The sequence below is a fragment of the Paenibacillus sp. PAMC21692 genome, from assembly GCF_014303795.1.
Taxonomy (GTDB): domain Bacteria; phylum Bacillota; class Bacilli; order Paenibacillales; family Paenibacillaceae; genus Pristimantibacillus; species Pristimantibacillus agaridevorans.
Map to the genome: position 1 here is coordinate 4,959,415 of NZ_CP060293.1, position 18,399 is coordinate 4,977,813.

General features: G+C 57.9%; 12 protein-coding genes. 9 read left to right on the forward strand and 3 right to left on the reverse strand.

The genetic code is table 11. From position 1 onward, the window contains the following. The first annotated feature begins 2 nt into the window (after nt 1–2). The 4 genes from H7F31_RS19845 to H7F31_RS19860 all read left to right on the forward strand — a co-directional run bounded on the left by H7F31_RS19845 (nt 3) and on the right by H7F31_RS19860 (nt 4,341). On the forward strand, nt 3–1,025 hold the full coding sequence (locus H7F31_RS19845) for a Gfo/Idh/MocA family protein (RefSeq protein WP_187100188.1): 1,023 nt from the start codon (nt 3–5) through the stop codon (nt 1,023–1,025). Nucleotides 1,026–1,112: 87 nt separating this feature from the next. Further along, the gene (locus H7F31_RS19850; RefSeq protein ID WP_261800059.1) at nt 1,113–2,315 is read left to right on the forward strand and encodes an N-acetylglucosamine-6-phosphate deacetylase; all 1,203 of its coding nucleotides are present in this window, start codon (nt 1,113–1,115) and stop codon (nt 2,313–2,315) included. Beyond that, on the forward strand, nt 2,296–3,150 hold the full coding sequence (locus H7F31_RS19855; RefSeq protein WP_187100189.1) for a sugar phosphate isomerase/epimerase family protein: 855 nt from the start codon (nt 2,296–2,298) through the stop codon (nt 3,148–3,150). Before H7F31_RS19850 ends, H7F31_RS19855 begins: the two co-directional genes overlap by 20 nt. A gap of 90 nt (nt 3,151–3,240) precedes the next feature. Then, nucleotides 3,241–4,341 carry a Gfo/Idh/MocA family protein gene (locus H7F31_RS19860; protein ID WP_187100190.1) on the forward strand — a complete coding sequence of 367 codons (1,101 nt, stop codon included), beginning with the start codon at nt 3,241–3,243 and terminating at the stop codon, nt 4,339–4,341. Nucleotides 4,342–4,394: 53 nt separating this feature from the next. Here the strand turns inward: H7F31_RS19860 and H7F31_RS19865 are convergent, their stop codons facing one another. After that, nucleotides 4,395–5,438, reverse strand: a complete 1,044-nt coding sequence (locus tag H7F31_RS19865) for an SIS domain-containing protein (RefSeq protein WP_187100191.1) — start codon at nt 5,436–5,438, stop codon at nt 4,395–4,397. 135 nt (nt 5,439–5,573) lie between these two features. Here H7F31_RS19865 and H7F31_RS19870 point away from each other — a divergent pair, with 135 nt between their 5' ends. From H7F31_RS19870 to H7F31_RS19890, 5 genes are all read left to right on the forward strand, one after another. After that, the gene (locus tag H7F31_RS19870) at nt 5,574–6,440 is read left to right on the forward strand and encodes a class II fructose-bisphosphate aldolase (RefSeq protein WP_187100192.1); all 867 of its coding nucleotides are present in this window, start codon (nt 5,574–5,576) and stop codon (nt 6,438–6,440) included. After that, a complete protein-coding gene (locus H7F31_RS19875; protein ID WP_187100193.1) occupies nt 6,437–7,495 on the forward strand; it encodes a Gfo/Idh/MocA family protein in 1,059 nt (352 codons plus the stop codon). Before H7F31_RS19870 ends, H7F31_RS19875 begins: the two co-directional genes overlap by 4 nt. Then, entirely contained in the window at nt 7,492–8,724 is a 1,233-nt protein-coding gene (locus H7F31_RS19880; protein ID WP_187100194.1) for a Gfo/Idh/MocA family protein, read from the forward strand. Before H7F31_RS19875 ends, H7F31_RS19880 begins: the two co-directional genes overlap by 4 nt. A 279-nt stretch (nt 8,725–9,003) precedes the next feature. Then, entirely contained in the window at nt 9,004–12,534 is a 3,531-nt protein-coding gene (locus H7F31_RS19885; protein ID WP_187100195.1) for a fibronectin type III domain-containing protein, read from the forward strand. Next, nucleotides 12,440–16,969 carry a fibronectin type III domain-containing protein gene (locus H7F31_RS19890; protein ID WP_187100196.1) on the forward strand — a complete coding sequence of 1,510 codons (4,530 nt, stop codon included), beginning with the start codon at nt 12,440–12,442 and terminating at the stop codon, nt 16,967–16,969. Before H7F31_RS19885 ends, H7F31_RS19890 begins: the two co-directional genes overlap by 95 nt. 67 nt (nt 16,970–17,036) lie before the next feature. Here H7F31_RS19890 and H7F31_RS19895 read toward each other — a convergent pair whose 3' ends face one another. After that, a complete protein-coding gene (locus H7F31_RS19895) occupies nt 17,037–17,300 on the reverse strand; it encodes a hypothetical protein (RefSeq protein WP_187100197.1) in 264 nt (87 codons plus the stop codon). 219 nt (nt 17,301–17,519) lie between these two features. Further along, entirely contained in the window at nt 17,520–18,203 is a 684-nt protein-coding gene (locus tag H7F31_RS19900) for a hypothetical protein (RefSeq protein WP_187100198.1), read from the reverse strand. Nucleotides 18,204–18,399 lie beyond the last annotated feature (196 nt).

Sequence of the window (18,399 nt, forward strand, 5' to 3'; positions counted from 1 at the left end):
GATTGACTCATTGGCGGTTCGGATTGATAGGCTGCGGCAGCATCTCGGATATGCATGCGGAGGCGATACGGCGGATCGATAATGCGAGCTTGCGGATCGTATCCAGCAGGGACGAAGCAAAATCGAAAGCGGTTGCGGACCGCGAGCGCTGCGACTGGACCACGGATTATAAGGAATTGCTTAACCGCTCCGACGTCGATATCGTCTGCGTCACGACTTCGAGCGGCAGCCACGCATCAATCGGGCTCGACGTACTGAATGCGGGCAAACATTTGGTGGTGGAGAAGCCGATCGCCATGAACGCGAGGGACGCGCAAGCGCTGGTCGACAAAGCCAAGGAAAAGGGAGTCGCTCTTTCAGTTATCTCCCAGCGTAGGCTCGAGCCCCAAAATCGAGCGATCAAGCGGGTGATGGACGGTGGCGGTCTCGGCAAGCTCTTGTTGGCCGAAGTATCGCTTCCCTACTACCGAAGCCAGGAATATTACGACAGCGCCGAATGGAGAGGAACGATCTCCGAGGATGGCGGCGTCCTGATGAATCAGGGGATCCATTGTCTGGACCTAATGCTTTGGTTCGCGGGAAACGTTCGATCGGTGTTCGGCAAGACGGCCACGCAGACCCATCACATCGAAGCGGAGGATTTGGGGCTTGCAATCCTGAGGTTTGAAGGCGGGGCTTTCGGCACCGTCATGGCTTCGACTTCCGTCTCTCCCGGTTACGCGGCATCGATCACGCTCTACGGCGAGAGAGGCACCATCAAGATGGAAGGCACGGAAATCGTGCGCTGGTCCGTTCCCGGCTGGGACGAACCGGACCGGACGCAAAAGAATAAACTCGGCGGCGTGTCGGATCCAAGAAACATCGTTTCCGATTACCACCAAAGCCAGTTAATCGACGTCATGGCCGCGATCGAGACCGGCGCGAGGCCGATAAGCACGGGCGAGGACGGGGCGAAAGCCGTTCAGCTGATCGAAACGATCTACAAAAGCGCGGCCGAGGGCAAAGAAATCTTGTTTGACAGCTAGGAAGCGATGCAAGATGGCCACGAGCTTAAGGACGCATGCCGATTGTCTGCTGCTCGTAGACGAGGCATCTTTTCCGGGGGGATGACGATGAAACTCAAGGCGCTCCATTATGAAACGGAACAACCGATTACGATCGAGATCGAGCATGGCAGGATAACCCGGATTACGTGGAGCGAAGCCGAACATGCGGAAAGGGCATCGCTGCCTTACGCCGCGCCGGGACTTGTCGATTTGCAGATTAACGGTTTTTTGGGGAACGACTTCAATCGATTTCCCTTGGATCCGGGCATGGTCGGCGACACGGTCCGGCAGCTTTGGAAGGAAGGCGTTACCGGTTTTTGTCCGACAATCGTCACCAATCGTCCGGAGTCGATCATTGAAGCGATGAAAGCGATTCGGCAAGCCTGCGAGAGCGATCCCGCCGCCGCTTCCTGCATTCCCGGCATCCATCTGGAGGGTCCGTTCATTTCGGCCCAGGACGGGGCTCGGGGAGCGCATCGCAAAGATTTCGTAAGGCAGCCGGATTGGGAGTTGTTTAGCGCATGGCAGGAAGCTTCCGGAGGCCGCATCGCCATCGTGACGATGTCTCCGGAGTGGGAGGGAAGCGAAGAGTTCATTCTCCGATGCGCGGACAGCGGCGTTACGGTGTCGATTGGACACACCGCGGCAACGTCGGAGCAAATCCGGGAAGCCGTGGCTTGCGGGGCCAGAATGTCGACGCATTTCGGCAATGCCGCCCACCTGATGCTGCCACGGCATCCGAATTACTTATGGGAGCAGCTTGCCCAGGACGATCTTTGGAGCTGCGTCATCGCGGACGGCTTTCATCTGCCCGATCAAGTGTTGAAGGTGGTCATGAAAGTGAAAGGTCCCCGCGCGCTGCTGGTCAGCGACGCCGTGTATTTGAGCGGACTGCCCGCCGGCGAATACACGACGCATGTCGGGGGGCGGGTGAAGCTCGACGCGGATGGCAGGCTTTGCCTTGCGGAGAACGAGCAGCTTCTGGCAGGCTCGGCTCAGATGCTGCTCTGGGGAATCGAACGGCTGGCAAACCGCGGGCTCGCGGAACTTGGGACGGCATGGAACATGGCTTCGACCGGACCAGCGGGATTTATGGGGCTTCCCGCGGCAGCCGGCTTGTCGGACGGCGCGCCGGCGGATCTCGTCTTGTTCAGGCGGGACGGCGGCAGGCTATCGGTCGAAAGCACATATAAATCGGGAAAACTCGTTTTTTCTTCGAATCGAACGAATGAACTGAGGGGGAAGCCGAATGAAGATTGCGGCATTTAGCGGCGTATTGATCGAACACAGCATTCAGGAAGCCATGCAGTTGACGAAGAAGCTTGGCATGGACGGCATCGAGATCGCGGCAAGGGAGCCTCATATCTCGCCAAAAACGAGTCTTGCTAGAGTCAAAGAAGTGAAGGCGCTTGCCAGCTCGCTGGAATTGGAGATACCGGCGCTGGCGGGATATGTCGGAGGGTTCTCCGATGCCAGCGACAGCGAGGCGAGAAACAGCTTCGAAGAGTTCAAGCAGCTGCTGGAAATCGCGGGGCACTTGGATTGCGGGATGATCCGCATCTATCCGGGCGGTCCGAACGCGTTCTTGGCGAACGATTATCATTATGTCAAAGCGGCTCATTGGGTGAACCTGTGCGCGGAGGAAGCCATGAAGCACAAGGTGAAGGTTTTGATGGAAATTCATAACGATTCGTTAGTCGAAACCGTGGAGGGAAGCTTGCGCCTGCTGAATATGATCGATTACGACAACGTCGGCATGATCCATGACGCGGGCAATATGTATATTACCGACACGGATTACGGGCGCGATTCCGTATTGGAGCTTGGCAGCCGTCTGTTCCACGTTCATGTCAAGGATGAACTCCGGGTCGATGAGGTCGGAGCGCCGGGCACGTTTACTTCCACGACCCGGAACGGCAAGGAAAAGTTTCTTCAGAGCCGGCTCGGGGAAGGCGGCGCGGATCACTTGCCTTTGTTCAAAGCTCTCCGCGAGGTCGGTTATTCCGGCTGGATGACGCTTGAATGCCATGCCCCGTTCCCGGCCTACGAGAGACTGGAGCATGATTTGAACGTCGTACGCGAATTATTGGCAGCCTCTCGGTAGCGGGCACGGACGAAGGTGTAAAGCCGGCATGGCGCTTGAATGCAGGACGGCGCATAAATCCAATACGGGATAAGGAAGAGGGATATTTCAATGACTAGTAATCCGCTAAAGGTTGGCATTATCGGACAGGGACGCAGCGGGCGCGACATTCACGCCAATCTGCTGGTCCAGCTTCCGGGGCATTACCGCATCGCCGCGATCGCGGACGCGTTGCCGGAGCGCCGGGATCGCGCGCGGCAGGAATTCGGCTGCGAAACGTACGAGACTTGGGAGGAGATGGTCGCTCGCGAGGAACTCGACCTGGTCGTCAATGCGTCCCCGAGCCATCTTCATTTTCCGATTTCGCTGGAGCTGCTGAACCGCGGCTTCAACGTCCTCTGCGAGAAGCCCCTCGCCAAATCGCCGGAGGAGGTCGATGAACTGATCGCGGCGTCCGTTCGTTCGGGCAAGCTGCTTGCCGTCTTCCAGCAATCCCGCTATCATCCCGCCTTCCAGCAAATCAGAAGCGTTATCGATTCCGGCGTGCTGGGACGCATCGTTCAAGTCGATATCAGCCTGAACGGGTTCGCGCGCCGCTGGGACTGGCAGACGCTGCAAAGCAACAACGGCGGCAACCTGATGAATACGGGACCTCATCCGGTGGACCAAGCGCTGCAATTATTCGGAACGGATGTCCTGCCGCAGATTACCTGCATCATGGACCGGGCCAATACGTTCGGCGACGCGGAAGACTACGTGAAGTTGATCATGAGGGGGCAGGGCCGCCCGACCGTCGACATCGAGATTTCCTCCTGCTGCGTTTATCCTCAGGACGCCTTTAACATTCAGGGCACGAACGGAGGGCTGCGCGGCAGCGGGGATCAGTTGGAATGGAAATACTTCAAGCCGGAGGAAGCCCCGGCCCAGCAGCTCATCAAGGAGCCGCTTATTAACGCGAACGGTCTGCCCGCTTATTGCAACGAAACGCTGGATTGGCATCAAAACAGCTGGAAGATGTCGCTTCCCGAGGGACAAAGCCTCTTTGGGCACATGACGGAGCGGTTGTATCTCATGCTTCATGACGCGTTGACGACGGGAGCCCCGCTTGAAATTACGCCGGAGCAAGTGCGTCAGCAGATGTGGGTGATGGAGGAATGCCGGCGCCAGAACCCGCACATTTATAACGGGCAAGCCGCCGCCGTGTCCAGCTAAGTTCGATAAAGATAGAAGCCCTTCCCATATTCCATCGAGAAGGGCTTCTTCGTTTACAGTTCGACCCAAGCGGCAAGGCCGTCCGGATGATCGGGATTCATGCCCAGCCGTTCCGCGCGGCAAAGCGCGGCGATCTGAGGGATGAATAAAAGCGGGATGCCTTGCGAGGCGGGATCAAGCGTAACACCCGATGCGGCGACGAAATCGACGGTCGATTCCGGCACGGCTTCTTCGTTATCCGTATAGACGATGACGGTCGCTCCACGTTTCTTCAAGTCGCGGAGCAGGTTATGCCTATGTTCGTTCCCGCTCCCCGATATGGCCGCTATGACAAGGGTTTCGGGGCCGACGACGACCATCGGACCATGCCGGACGTCCAGCAGGTGGAACGAATGGGCTTGAACGCCCGCGATTTCGGTGAGCGCGATCGCGCCTTCCGCCGCTATGCCTTGCAGTTCGCCGTCCGCCAGCATGACCGCGTTCGTCCAATCGAAGTTTGCCGCTTGGCGGATGCCGGCTTCGACCTTCGCCATATAAGCTTCGCCTTCCCGGATTGCAGCGTCGACCGAGGCGATCAGCGCTTCGTCCTGCCCGAGGAAGGCGGAGATCAGCAGGTTGGCGGCATAGAGGTTAACGACCGTGCGGGTCTGGCAGACGCTCGCGTCGAACGCCCATGGAAGCTCAAGCGACAAATCCGCCATCGCGGAGAGCGGAGAGCCGATCACGCAGGAGATGGAAATCACCGGCGTTCCGCTGCTTTCCCGCAGCCGGCGAACCGCTTCCACGACCTCCGTGGTGCTGCCGGAGCGGGAAGGCGCCACGAGCAAGGTGCGAGCTAAGAGAGGGGCGTATCGATCCGCGTTCAGCAGAAGATCGCCACCCGCGATCGCCTGGGCCGGAATCCCCGCTCGAAGGCGCGCGGAGAACGCGGCGGATTCGCATAGACAGTAGCTGGAACCGCATCCGACGAAGGTCATGGAAGCCGGCGCATGCTTCTCGGCAAAGCGAACGATACGTTCCCGCTCGACGAGCATGTAGTCAAACGTTTGTCGCAAGGCGGCATACTGTAGTTTCGTTTCTTGATAAGTCAAACTCATCATTTTTCCTCCTATATACTGGTTTATGGTTGTAGTATAAAGGAAAAAAATGATATATTCAATCAATATTTTGAAATATAAAATCATTAATGTAATTATAATATTCATAAATCGAATATTGAAAGGAGAATCACCATGCCGCTTATTTCCACTACCTCCATGCTGCAGCACGCAAGAACACACGGGTACGCCGTTGCGGCCTTCAACGTCCATACGCTAGAAATGCTGCAAGCCGTCGTGGAAGCCGCCGTCGAAACCGAATCGCCGCTGATCATCCAGTCGACCGTCGGCACCGTCAAACATCTGGGACCCGACTATTTGGCCGCCGCATCCACCGTCGCCGCCAACCGGACCCGGCTTCCGATCGGACTTCACCTGGATCATTGCACGGACTATGCGCTAATCGTAAAGTGCATCCGCGCCGGGTATACCTCCGTCATGATCGATGCCTCCATGCATCCATTCGCGGACAACGCGGAACGCACCTTGGCCGTCATGGCCGTGGCATCCGCGGCCGGCGTCAACGTGGAGGCCGAGCTTGGGAAGGTGGGAGGCGTCGAGGACGATATCGTCGTCGACGAACGCGACGCCATGCTGGCCGATCCGGAGGAATGCGCGAGTTTTGTGGCGCTGACGGGCGTCGATACGCTGGCGCCGGCGATCGGCACGGCGCACGGAATCTACAAGGGCGCGCCGAATATCGATTTTGCCCGCATCGCGCGAATTGCCGAGCGGGTCGAGGTTCCTCTGGTGCTTCATGGAGGCTCCGGCATCCCTCCCGAACAGGTTAAGGAGGCGGTATCGCTCGGCATGGCCAAAATGAATATCGCGACCGAGCTGCGCATCGCATTCTCCGATGCGATCAAGCAGGTTTTCTCCGGGAATCCCGGAGAAAACGACCCTCGCAAATATATGGTCCCGGCCAAGGAAGCCGTCAAACGGCTCGCGATGGAGAAGATGATGCTTTGCGGATGCGTCGGCCGCGCAGGCGAAGCGAGATGATCTGGCCTAAGGATTGGGCGCTCTCCCGCAAGCCCGCATTTTCGATAATCGGCTGCCAGCACGGGCATATCGGAACGTTTCTTGGGGCGATGCTGGATTTGGATTATCATTGCGCCGGCATTTACGAGGAACCAGGGGAAAGTCGAAGGCTCGCGGAGAGCTTGGCGGCCAAGCACGGCGTTCCTTTGCTGGGACGAATGGAGGATGCGCTTGCCGACGAGGTCGAGCTCGTTGGCTGTTCAGCCGTCAACAGCCGCAAAATCGATGTCGTGGAGACCTGCGAGAGGACGGGCAAAGCTATCATGCTGGATAAGCCTGCCGTCACGAACCGAGACGGACTCGAGAGGCTGCGCAAGGTGGTAGAACGCGGAATAATCGAGACGGGCATGCTGCTCACGCAGCGCTTTAGTCCGGCGGTGTTTACGCTAAGGCATTACATTCAAGAAGGAGCGCTGGGAAGGCTGGTATCGATCGCCATGCGCAAGCCGCACAGACTTGGCGCGTCAAATCGGCCGGACTGGTTTTTTGACCGGGCGCTTTCCGGCGGGATCATTCAGGATCTGCTCATTCATGATCTGGATCTGCTTCGCTGGCTGACGGGCAACGAAATCTCGGGTTCGCAAGGTTATATGAGCAAGCGCATTATGCCGGAGCACCCCACCTTTTACGACGCAGCCCAGCTGTTGGTCACGATGGAAGATGGTCTGGCGGCCCAGCTGTACGCCGACTGGCATACGCCGGACGGAAGCTGGACGTGGGGAGACTGCCGAATCTTCGTAACGGGAACGGAAGGTTCCGCCGAGCTTCGGCTGCAAGGCGATCCCTTGATATCTCGTACAGCTGTCTTTCTGCTGACGACCCGCTCGCAAGAGCTTCGCCAGGTACCGCTTCTTCAGCCGCCGGTCGGCATCGTAGAGGATTTTGTCAATAGAACGAAAGGAAAACACTCGACTTTGACCGGAGCGGATGTGCTGAACGCCTCGAGCGCAGCCGTACACGCGGACGAACGAGCCGAAGTGATGAACGGGTTTCGGGAGAGGACGGAGTATCAATGAAAGTTCGCCATGCGTTATTGATCGGCACGGGCGGCTTCGGCCGCAACCATCTGAACGAGCTCGTCCGGCTGCAGGACGAAGGCGTTCTGGCGCTTGGGGCCGTAAGCGACCTGCGCTTCACCGAGCATGCGGCGGCCATCGTCGCGGAGCGGGGGCTTCGGCATTACTCCGATTACCGGGAGATGCTCGCAAACGAGAAGGCCGCGGATTTCGTCATTATTTCCACGCCGATCGCGCTGCACGCTCCAATGTGCATAGACGCGCTGGAGGCCGGGTACCATGTCCTGCTGGAGAAGCCCCCCGGCGCGGTTATTCAGGATGTCGACCGCATTCTGGAAGCCGTTTGCCGAACCGGCAAGCTTTGCGGCGTTAATTTCTTTACCCCGTCTTCGGAAGCGCTGGAGCTTATAGAAAGAACCGTCGGAACAGGCGAGATCGGGCAGGTTCGAGGCATCAAGGGCCTTGCGCTCTTGACAAGAACAAGCGCGTATTATCGGCGCACTCCCTGGGCGGGCAAGCTCATGTCCGGAGGGAATCTCGTGATGGACGGCGCGTTTCACAATCCGGCGGCGCATCTGCTTTACAGCATGCTGAAGCTGTCGGAGCTTCTCGCCGGAGCCGCGGCCCCGTCCGTAGCGCCTTCCCGGGTTACCGCCGAGCTCTATCATGCCAATCCGATCGACAGCGACGACACGTCCGCGATAAGGATCGGGATGAGCGACGGCACGGAGATTCACTTCTACGTGACGCTGTGCGCGAAACGAACGGAACAGCAGCGCATCCGGATCGAGGGGACGGAGGGCATGCTGGAATGGACCTACGACAACCAAGTAACGGTGTGGCGCGACGGAGCCATTGTCAGCCAGCGTGAGTGCCGGGAAGAGGGGAAAGGAATCATGGAGCGCAGGTACCGGAATTTGATCCGCGCCATTGAAGGGACCGACCGGCTCGACGTATCCCTGGAATCGGCTCGCAAGTTCACGCTTGCGGCGAACGGCGCGTTCGAGTCGGCAGTCCGCATCAAGCCGATCGCTTCCTCCCGCGTGCAAACGTCCGAGTCCTCCGAAGAGCCTGGGGCTTATATCGAGGGAATCGAGTCGACGATCAAGGAAGCGTTTGCCTCCGGAAAGCTGTTTTCGGAGATGGGCGTCCCTTGGGCGGAGCCTTCGGTGCCGTTCGAGTTGACGGAATACAGATCCTTTCCGCGTCGGTTCGAGCTTGGGAGATAACCGCCGCGCGGTCGTCGCCGAGCGCAGATAGGTCCGCCACCATGGTGTGGCGGCCTTTTTTATATTTTATATATAATAGAATAAAAGGATAAATTTAACTAGGTATAAGTCATACTTGCCTCATAACTCGTCCCCGGATCATGCCCCTATACTTTAGTTGCAGCTTCAGAACTACATACGGCTTTACGCACGCCACTTTGGGTAAAGGAGGTGGAATTGCTCGTTCTTCCAAGATATGAGGCAATTGCTTCGCTATTTACGATGAAGGTGGTGTAAGAAATGAGAAGGTTTATGAAAACGATTACATTGCTAACCTGCACTACGCTACTGGCCAGTCTGGCGTATCTCGCTCCTTCCCCGGCAATGGTTTCCGCAGCTTCCGTAGAGGTGAACGTCGCAAGAGGCATCACGGACGTCAGAACGAACGGGATCGCTTCGCGGAACGGCAAGCGGCTATCCGTCGTGACGGACGGCGACCGCTCAACGTCGGAGTACGCGCTCATCGGGACGGACTCCGCGGCCAAGTACATCCAATTGAACCTCGGAGAGCCTCATAACGTGACGAAAGTGAATATTCTTAACGATTACAACCCGGAGGCGCCGCGTACCGGCAAGGATTTGATCGTGCAGCTATCCAATGATCCGTCGTTCGCGACCGGCGTTACGACAATTTACAACAACGACGCCGACAACAGCGCCGGTCTCGGCGCCGGTTCCGACGCGGAATACGTCGAGCCCTCGACCGGAGCCGGATTAACCGTGACGCTCGGCAGTCCGACCTCCGCGCAGTATGTGCGTTATTGGGCCAACGGCCATACGCGGTCGGGAACAAGCGCCTACAACGCGATGAATACGCCGGTGGAAGTCGAAGTCTATGCGCAAATGCCAGGGCTGAGCACGGCTCTCCCCGCGATCACCTCGCTGTCGGCCGGCGACATCGGGGGGGATTCGGTCAAGCTGTCCTGGGTCAGTCCGGGACCGAGCGGCATAACGGGCTACGACATCCGGTACGCAGCCGTGCCGATTACGGAAGGAAATTGGAATAACGGCTCCGTCGTAACGCGGGTCGTCGGCGAACCGTCCGTAGGGGCGGCCAGCGCGCCTCAGCAGCTGGTTCTGCAAAACCTTCCGATTAATAAGAAGCTCTACTTCGCGATTAAGACGGTCAATGGCCTAATCGACGCTTCCGCTTTGTCCAATCAAGCCGAAGCCACGTTGCTTACCTCGATTAACGCCGCGTTGAACAAGACGGTTACGTCCAACGGCACCGCCAGCGGCGGAGCGTTGTCCTATGTAACGAACGGGAACCTGACGCGAGGCGATTACGCCTTAATCTCGACAACCGACGGTCCCAAATACGTCCAAGTCGATTTGGCGGACAGCTACGACATCGTCGGCGTGAACATCCGGAGCGATTGGGGCGGCGACGCGACCTCTTATCGTTACGGGCATGATTACGTCGTTCAGCTCGCCGCGGACGCCGCGTTCACGAGCAGCGTGACGACGATCTTTAATAACGATGCCGACAATACGCTCGGACTCGGCGCGGGCAGCGACCCGCTGTACATCGAGCCGATCGACGGCGCAGGCTTGCACATTCCGCTGGCGACGCCAACAACAGCGCGGTATGTCCGTTATTGGGCCAACGGACATACGCGGGTCAACGGGACTTCGAATGCGGTCAATACGCCGGTGGAGCTTCAAGTTTTCGCGAAGTCTAAGGACGTCACGGCGCCTTCGGCGGTCTCGAATCTGACGGCGCCCAGCGTCGGCTGGAAGAGCGTCCAGCTGCAATGGACGGCGCCAGGGAACAACGGGACGACGGGCACCGCGTTCGAATACGACTTCCGTTATTCCACGTCGCCCATAACGTCCGGCAACTTTGACGCGGCTACGCCGATGGCAGGCGCGCCGTTGCCCGCCTTGGCGGGGACGACGCAAACGTTCGGTTTCGGCGGGCTGCAACCGAATACAACGTATTATTTCGCGATGAAGGCGAAGGACGAGGCGAACGTTTCCGCCATATCGAACGTCGTGACAGTCACGACGCCGGCTACGGACAGCGTCGCGCCTGCGGCCATCACGAACCTTTCGGCATCTCGCGCGAACAGCAAGAGCATGCAGTTGTCCTGGACGGCGCCCGGGGATGATCTCGCCGCCGGCAGAGCCGCCTCGTACGAGGTGCGCTACTCCACGTCTCCGATTACGGCGGCGAATTGGAACTCGGCGACGGAAGCGGTCGAGGAGCTGCTGCAGCTTGATCCCGGGACGACGATGAAGTACCCCGCGAACGAGCTGAACGCGAACACGAAGTATTACTTCGCCGTGAAAACAAAGGATGCGGCGGGGAACGTATCCGCCATCTCCAACGTCGCAAGCGCCACGACGACCGCGCCTTCGCCGGACGCGGTTACGGTCAGCTCCCTTTCCGCGCTTCAGAGCGCGATCAATGCGGCGCCGCAGTCGGGACGCGTCATCACGTTGGCTTCCGGAGTCTATAACGTGACGTCTCAGATTTCCATCAACGGGAAAGACAATGTGACGATCCAGGGCGCAACGTCAGACCCCGAGGATACGGTGCTTAAGGGTCCGGGCATGACAAGCTCGCTCGGGCAAATTTTCGACGTCAACGATTCACACTACCTCACGATCAAAAACCTGAGGGTGCAGGACACGAAGTACCACGGCTTTAAGATCAACTTCGGCTCCAACTACTTTACGGCGGACAACATCGTGGCATGGGATCACGGCGAAGGCGGCTTCAAAGTCACGGCTCAGCCGTGGACGGAGGGAGCGCCTTATTCGGACTACGGAGTCGTCAAGAACTCGAGGCTCGGCTATACGACGGCCGGCAATAACAACGCCGTCGAAGCGATCGACATCATTGCCGGGATCAACTGGAAAGTTCAGAACAACACGTTCGAGAATACGTACAAGAGCGTCGGCAACGGGGTGGCGTACGCCGTTTTCGCAAAAGGCGGATCGCGCGGCACCGTCGTCGAGAACAACGAATTCCGCAACAATTTCACGGCGATCTCATTCGGCGGCGGCGGTACGGGAGCAAGCTTTTTCCGCCATGGCGTCAGCACTTACGAGCATTACGACGGCATCATCCGGAACAACGTCATTATCAAAACGACGGATGCCGCGATCTACATGAACAAGGCGACGAATTACAAAGTATACAATAACACCATTTTCAACGTGGGCTCGGGAGTGGGAGCCATCGAATCCAGATACGCGCAGAGCCACGGCTTTATCTACAACAACCTCATGAACGGCATTATCAAAAACAGAGATTCCGGCACCAATACGGCCGCGAACAATATCACGAACGCGACGATCGACTTCATGGTCGACGCGGCGAACGGCGACTATCGCCTGAACCCGCTTAAGGCGACCGCGGCGTTGCACGCGGGCATGTCGCTGCCTGCCGACGTGCCGACGGATTTCTACGGCAATGCGCGGCCGTACGGCTCCGGCTTCGACATCGGCGCGGTGGAGTTCCACCCGGACGAGACGATTCCGCCTGCGGATATTACGAACTTAAGCGCGGTCGGCGTCACGATGCGGACGGCAACGCTGACCTGGACCGCTCCGGGCGACGACGGGACGACGGGAACGGCAATCTCGTACGACCTGCGCTACAGCACGTCTCCCATTACGGAAGCGAACTGGCGCGGCCAAGCCGCTGCCGCACGAGCCGGCTCCCGCGGTGGCGGGCACGACGCAGTCCTATACCTATTATGGCATTCCTGCGGGAGGAACGTATTACTTCGCGATCAAAACGACCGACGACATGAACCATGAGTCGGGCTTGTCGAACGTGCTTGCCGTTACGACGAACGGCACGAGCGCGAAGGAATTTAACGCGACCGACGACACGTATATCTACGGTGGCGGGGTCTACGGCAATGCCGCGCAGTTGCTCGTGAAGCAACATACCGGCGTAAATGAAAATCTGTACGCGTACTTGAAGTTCAATCTCGCGAACTTTACGCAGACATCGTCATGGAACGCGAACCTGTATCTCAACATCAGGAGCACGCAGCTGCCTACGATTCCGGTTACCGTCTTCGGCGTGCTTGACGACAACTGGTCCGAGGCTACGGCTAAGAACACGGTGCAGCCGGACATCTCGAACGAGATTAATCTGGGCACGTTTATTGCAAGCGCGGCGGGCGTAATCGCTGTGGACGTGACGGACTTCGTCAACAGCCAGCTGGCCGGCGACAAAATCGTCACGCTTCGACTGGCCGATATCGCGAATACGAAATATTCGGTGACGTTCGAAAGCTCGGAGAGCGCCGTCAATCAGCCGTTCCTGCTGGTGCAGGACGGAACGGACGCGATGCCGCCTGCTGCGGTCTCGAACCTTGCCGCATCGAATCCGACGAACAAGTCGGTCGATCTGTCGTGGACGGCGACCGGCGACGACGGCATGGTCCGTCCGGCATCCGCCTACGACATTCGCTATAGCACGTCGCCGATCACGGCCGCCAATTGGAGCGGCGCTACCCAAGTGTCCGGAGAGCCTCTCCCCGAGGCACCGGGGACGAGTCAAAGCTTCACGTTGTACGGCTTAAGCGTGAATACGACGTACCACTTCGCGATGAAGGTCGCGGACGACGCGGGCAACGTGTCCGATCTTTCGAACGTCGCCACGCTGAAGACGGCTGCCGGCGTTAACGTAGCGATGAACAAGACGGTCGCGGCCAGCACGTCCGACCTGTTCGGAGGTTCCCTCGGCGTCGTAACGGACGGCCAATCGGCCAACTCTTCCGGCTACGCCGGCATCCGCACGACGACCGGACCGCAATATTACCAAATCGATCTAGGCGCGGCTTATGCGCTGGGCCGATTGCGCATCGTGAACGACTGGGGCAGCTCCGCATCCGTCTACCGCACGAACAAGGACGTCATCGTGCTGCTTTCGAACGATCCGACGTTCGCGACGGGCGTGACGGTCGTCTACAACAACGACGCCAATAATTCCGTAGGTCTCGGAGCGGGAACGGATCCCGAGTTCCAAGAGCCGCCGGGAGGAGTTGGGACGTGGTTCGACCTCGGAACGCCGGTTAACGCGAGATACGCGAGAGTATGGGGGAACGGCCACGTTCGCGTGGATAACTCGTCGCATGCCGTCAATACCCCGATCGAGTTCGAAGCCTACGCGGATCCCGGCGATAACACTCCGCCGGCGAACGTGGCGAATCTGACCAACGTGTCCATGACGTTCGACAGCATCGAGCTATCCTGGACGGCGCCGGGCGACAATGGCACATCCGGGCGAGCGAAGCGGTATGAGCTGAGGTATTCGACTTCTCCGATTACGGAGGCCACATGGAATTCGGCCGTGCCTGTAGCCGGTCTTCCGTTGCCCAAAGCGGCAGGGGGGCTGGAGTCGATGGTCGTCGGCGGCTTGACGACGAACGCGACGTATTATTTTGCTTTAAAGACGCTGGACGCTGCAAACAATATTTCCGGGTTGTCGAATGTCGTAACTGCGACGATTACGAATACGGATCTAACGCCTCCTGCGGCGATCGCCGATCTCGAGGTGCTTCGTACGGGACCCAAAAGCATCCGTCTAGGATGGACGGCGCCGGGCGACGACGGGACGGCGGGTACGGCGAAGTCGTATGAAGTGCGTTACGCCACCTCTCCGATCACGGAGTCGACTTGGAGCTCGGCGACGGAAGCGATCGACGAGCTGCGGCAGCTGACCGCCGGAACCGCCATGGCCTATCAGGCGAACGAGCTTGCGCCGAATACGACGTATTACTTGGCGGTGCGCACGATCGACGACGTCGGCAACGTCTCGCCAATCTCGAACATCGCGGTCGCAACGACCGCATACGCGACTCCGGACAGCGTGACGGTCGATTCGCTCGCCGATCTCCAGGAGGCGATCGACACGGCTCCGGCATCCGGACGCATTATTACGCTGGCGGCCGGGAATTACTCGCAATCGGCCTCCATCGCGGTCACGGGGAAAGACCACATCACGATCCAAGGGGCCACCGCGAATTACGGCGATACCGTCTTGACCGGACCCGGCATCACGAGCGGGCTGGATATTTCCATTCGGGTCAACGATTCCAACTACTTCACGATTCGCGATCTGACGATCAAAGATTTTAACTACCATGCCGTACAGGTGAATTCCGGTTCCTATTACTTCCATGCCGACAATTTCCGCGGTTGGGACCTGGGCGAAGGCGCGTTCAAAGTAACCGCCAACGTGTTTGCCAGCGGAGCGAAGTATACCGACTACGGTCTCATCGAGAATTCCTTCCTGGGCTACACCGACGGCGGCAAGCGGGGAGCCGTCGAAGCGGTCGACATTATCGCCGCCAGAGGCTGGGTCGTGCGAGGCAACACGGTTCATAACGCGTACTATCCGACCTCAGGTTCGGTTGCCTATGCGTTGTTCGCGAAGGGCGGCTCGATCGACACGGTCTTCGAGAACAACGTCATCAAGGGCAGCGACATCGCGATCTCGTTCGGCGGAGGTCTCACCGCGTCCCAGTACTTCCGGGGCGGCGTTCAGGACTTCGAGCATTACGGCGGCATCATTCGCAACAACGTCATCCACAACACCGACGACGCCGGCATTTATTTGTCCAAATCGACGGGCTTCAAGGTGCTGAACAATACGCTGATCAACATCGCTCCGGGCGTTAGCGTCGGAGGAATCGAGTCCCGCTTTGCCGGAAGCAACGGGGAGATTCGCAACAATATTGCCGACAAAGCGCTCAAAAAACGGGACGGCGGCAATTACGCCGAGTCGAACAACATCGTGACGGCGACTTCAGCGTGGTACGTCAATCCGAACGCGGGCGACTACGCGCTGAACACGGTCTCGGCGGCCAGCGCCATCGATGCCGGCCTATCCCTGCCGACCCTCGTGCCGACAGACCGGCGCGGCGTTCAGCGCCCGATCGGCGCGGGTTACGATCTTGGAGCCATGGAGTCCGGTTCGCCTCCGGCCGACGCGGCGGCGCCGCAAGCGCCGACCGGCCTGACCTTGGCCGGCAAGACGGCTACGACGGTCTCCTTGTTCTGGACCCCTTCGACGGATAATGTCGGAGTGGTCGGCTACGACATCTATGTTGGCGGGACGAAGCTGAACGCGCGGCCGGTTGCGGGCGCAAGCTTTGCCGCCTACAATCTGGTTCCCGCCACGGCTTATTCGTTTACGGTCAAGGCAAGGGATCTTGCGGGCAACGAATCCGCGGCAAGCAGCGCCTTGTCCGTCACGACGGACGCGGTTCCGGATACGATTTCGCCAAGCGCTCCGACGCTTTCGAGCACGGGCTTCACGGATTCCACCGTAACGCTGAGCTGGACGGCGGCGACCGACAACGTTGCCGTCGCCGGGTACGACGTGTACGTCGGATCGTCGAAGGTCAACGTTAGCCTGATCGAAGACACGTCGTATACGGTCACGGACCTTGCTGCCGCGACGTCTTACGCCTTCACGGTGAAAGTCGTCGATACGTCTTCGAACGAATCGGAAGCCAGCAACGCCGTCACGGTGACGACGGCGAGCGGGGGCCCGGCGGACACGACGCCGCCTAGCGTGCCTGCCGGCTTCCAAGCCGCTTCGCGCACCGATACGACGATCACGCTAAGCTGGACCGCCTCGACGGACAACGTTGCCGTCGCGGGCTACGACATCTATATCGGCGGGACGAAAGTCAACGTTGCGCTCGTGACCGGGACGACATATGTCGCGAGCGGCCTTGCCGACGATACGCCATATTCGATTTACGTCAAGGCGGTCGACACGTCGAGCAACGAATCCGCTTCGAGCGCCGCAATCAGCGTAAGAACGTTCGAAACGCCGCCTGCAGGCGCGCTGGCAAGAACCGGCTGGACGGGATCGGGTTCCACGAACGCCAATACGCTCAACCCGCTTGACGGAAGCGGCGGCACTCGCTGGTATGCTTCGAGCCATTCGCCCTCCTCCTTCTATCAGGTGGATATGAGGGCGGCGTACGACATTGAAGGACTCTACTTCCATAAGGGATCGTTTCCCGACAATTTCAGCGTCGATTATATCATCGAAACGTCGACCGACGGCACGACGTGGAGCATAGCCGGCACGGCCGACGGTACGGGACTCGGCTCCGTCACGGCCAGCTTCACGGAGGTAAACGCCAGGTACGTGCGCATTACGCCAACCGGTTCGCAGTCCGGCTGGTGGAGCATCGCGGAATTTTACGTCATCGGGCAATAAAGAGAGGAGAGGCCGCCGCTGCTTTCGTAGCGGCGGTCTTTTTTCACATAGAAGAAAGTGTAAGTCTTCAATTTACTGGACTTACATTTCTCGGCATGTAAAACGCTTCGCCGCCAAAGGACGGCGAAAGCCGTTTCGCCTTGGCAATAGAATGTAAAGTTGCCGAGAATTCGAAAAATCGAAAATCTAACTGGCGATAAAACCTTCCTTGTGCATCCGAAGCTGCATTACTTGCAAAGTTGAAGGTCACACATCCTTTAAGGCATCCAAAAGGAGTTTTTTCAGCACAGCGTTCAAAGTATAAAATGGGTAGATCTATGTTCGCAGGCAATTCGCGTATCCTCCTGCAACCGATTGAAGTCAGGATGAAATGTAAAACATACAGTTATTTCGAACCAGTACCATTAACATTCACTACTTTAATGCAAAATGTACAGTTACTTTTCCAGATATCGCCACTTCCCCGTTATTGTGACTGATTTAACTGTACCTTTTACAGGAAAATGATCAAACGGATGTCCCCGAAGCCCAATAACATTACCTTTTACAGTTACTTTTGCCACAAGGAGTCCATTCCTGCTCTCGTCAGCTCATATTGGACAATTCGAACATTTCTGCCTCTCGAGACAGGCAGCAGGCAGCCTTTCTCGTATAACGATTTTAATATCCTTACAGCTGTCCGATGATTGATCTCAAAGTGGTCTTCGACATCTTTGGGCCGGATAGGCCGGGATAACTTGACGGCCAGACGAATCGCCTCATTCTCTTCGAATACGACTGGCTTGCACGGCGTTTGACTCATTTCATATTGACTTAATAACATGCGAATAAGCGAGACGATGAGCCCAGGATTATTTTCTAAGTCGTCATATGCGATGGATATCACGCGGAAGCCTAATGCCTCAAGATAGAGCTCTCGCTTACATTCCATGCAAAATTTGTTGCGGTCCATTTCCTTCACGTGGCTATTGAAGCCCTTGATTTCCCAAATAAGCGTCACTCTGCTTCCAGGAACTTTATAAGCAAAATCCGCGAAGTAGGACTTGCCGCGCCAGTCGGTAACCTCGTACTCAGGATGAAGCGCGTCGAAGCTTCCTTTCAATTCCCACCAGATGTTCTGGCAAAACAGCTTTTCGCCGTGCCTGTGTCCTCTCTCCAATCGACCCCTGCGCTCTCCATTGCGGCGATTCAGATGGTTTTGAATAAATGCGGCATGAGCCACTTCAAATCCCATTTCGATTCCTCCCCCCAAAAAGAAAAAACGTCCCAGCCCCCGCATCGTGCGGTGAATGAGGACGTTCTTCGTCTCTTCTTACCACAATAGAATTTATACGTTTCCGAGCATTCGGAAATCGAAATTCTATTTGGCGATAAAACCCACCTCTAAACGCGGTCGCTCATCACTGAGAGGCCTCGATAGAGGTTTTCTT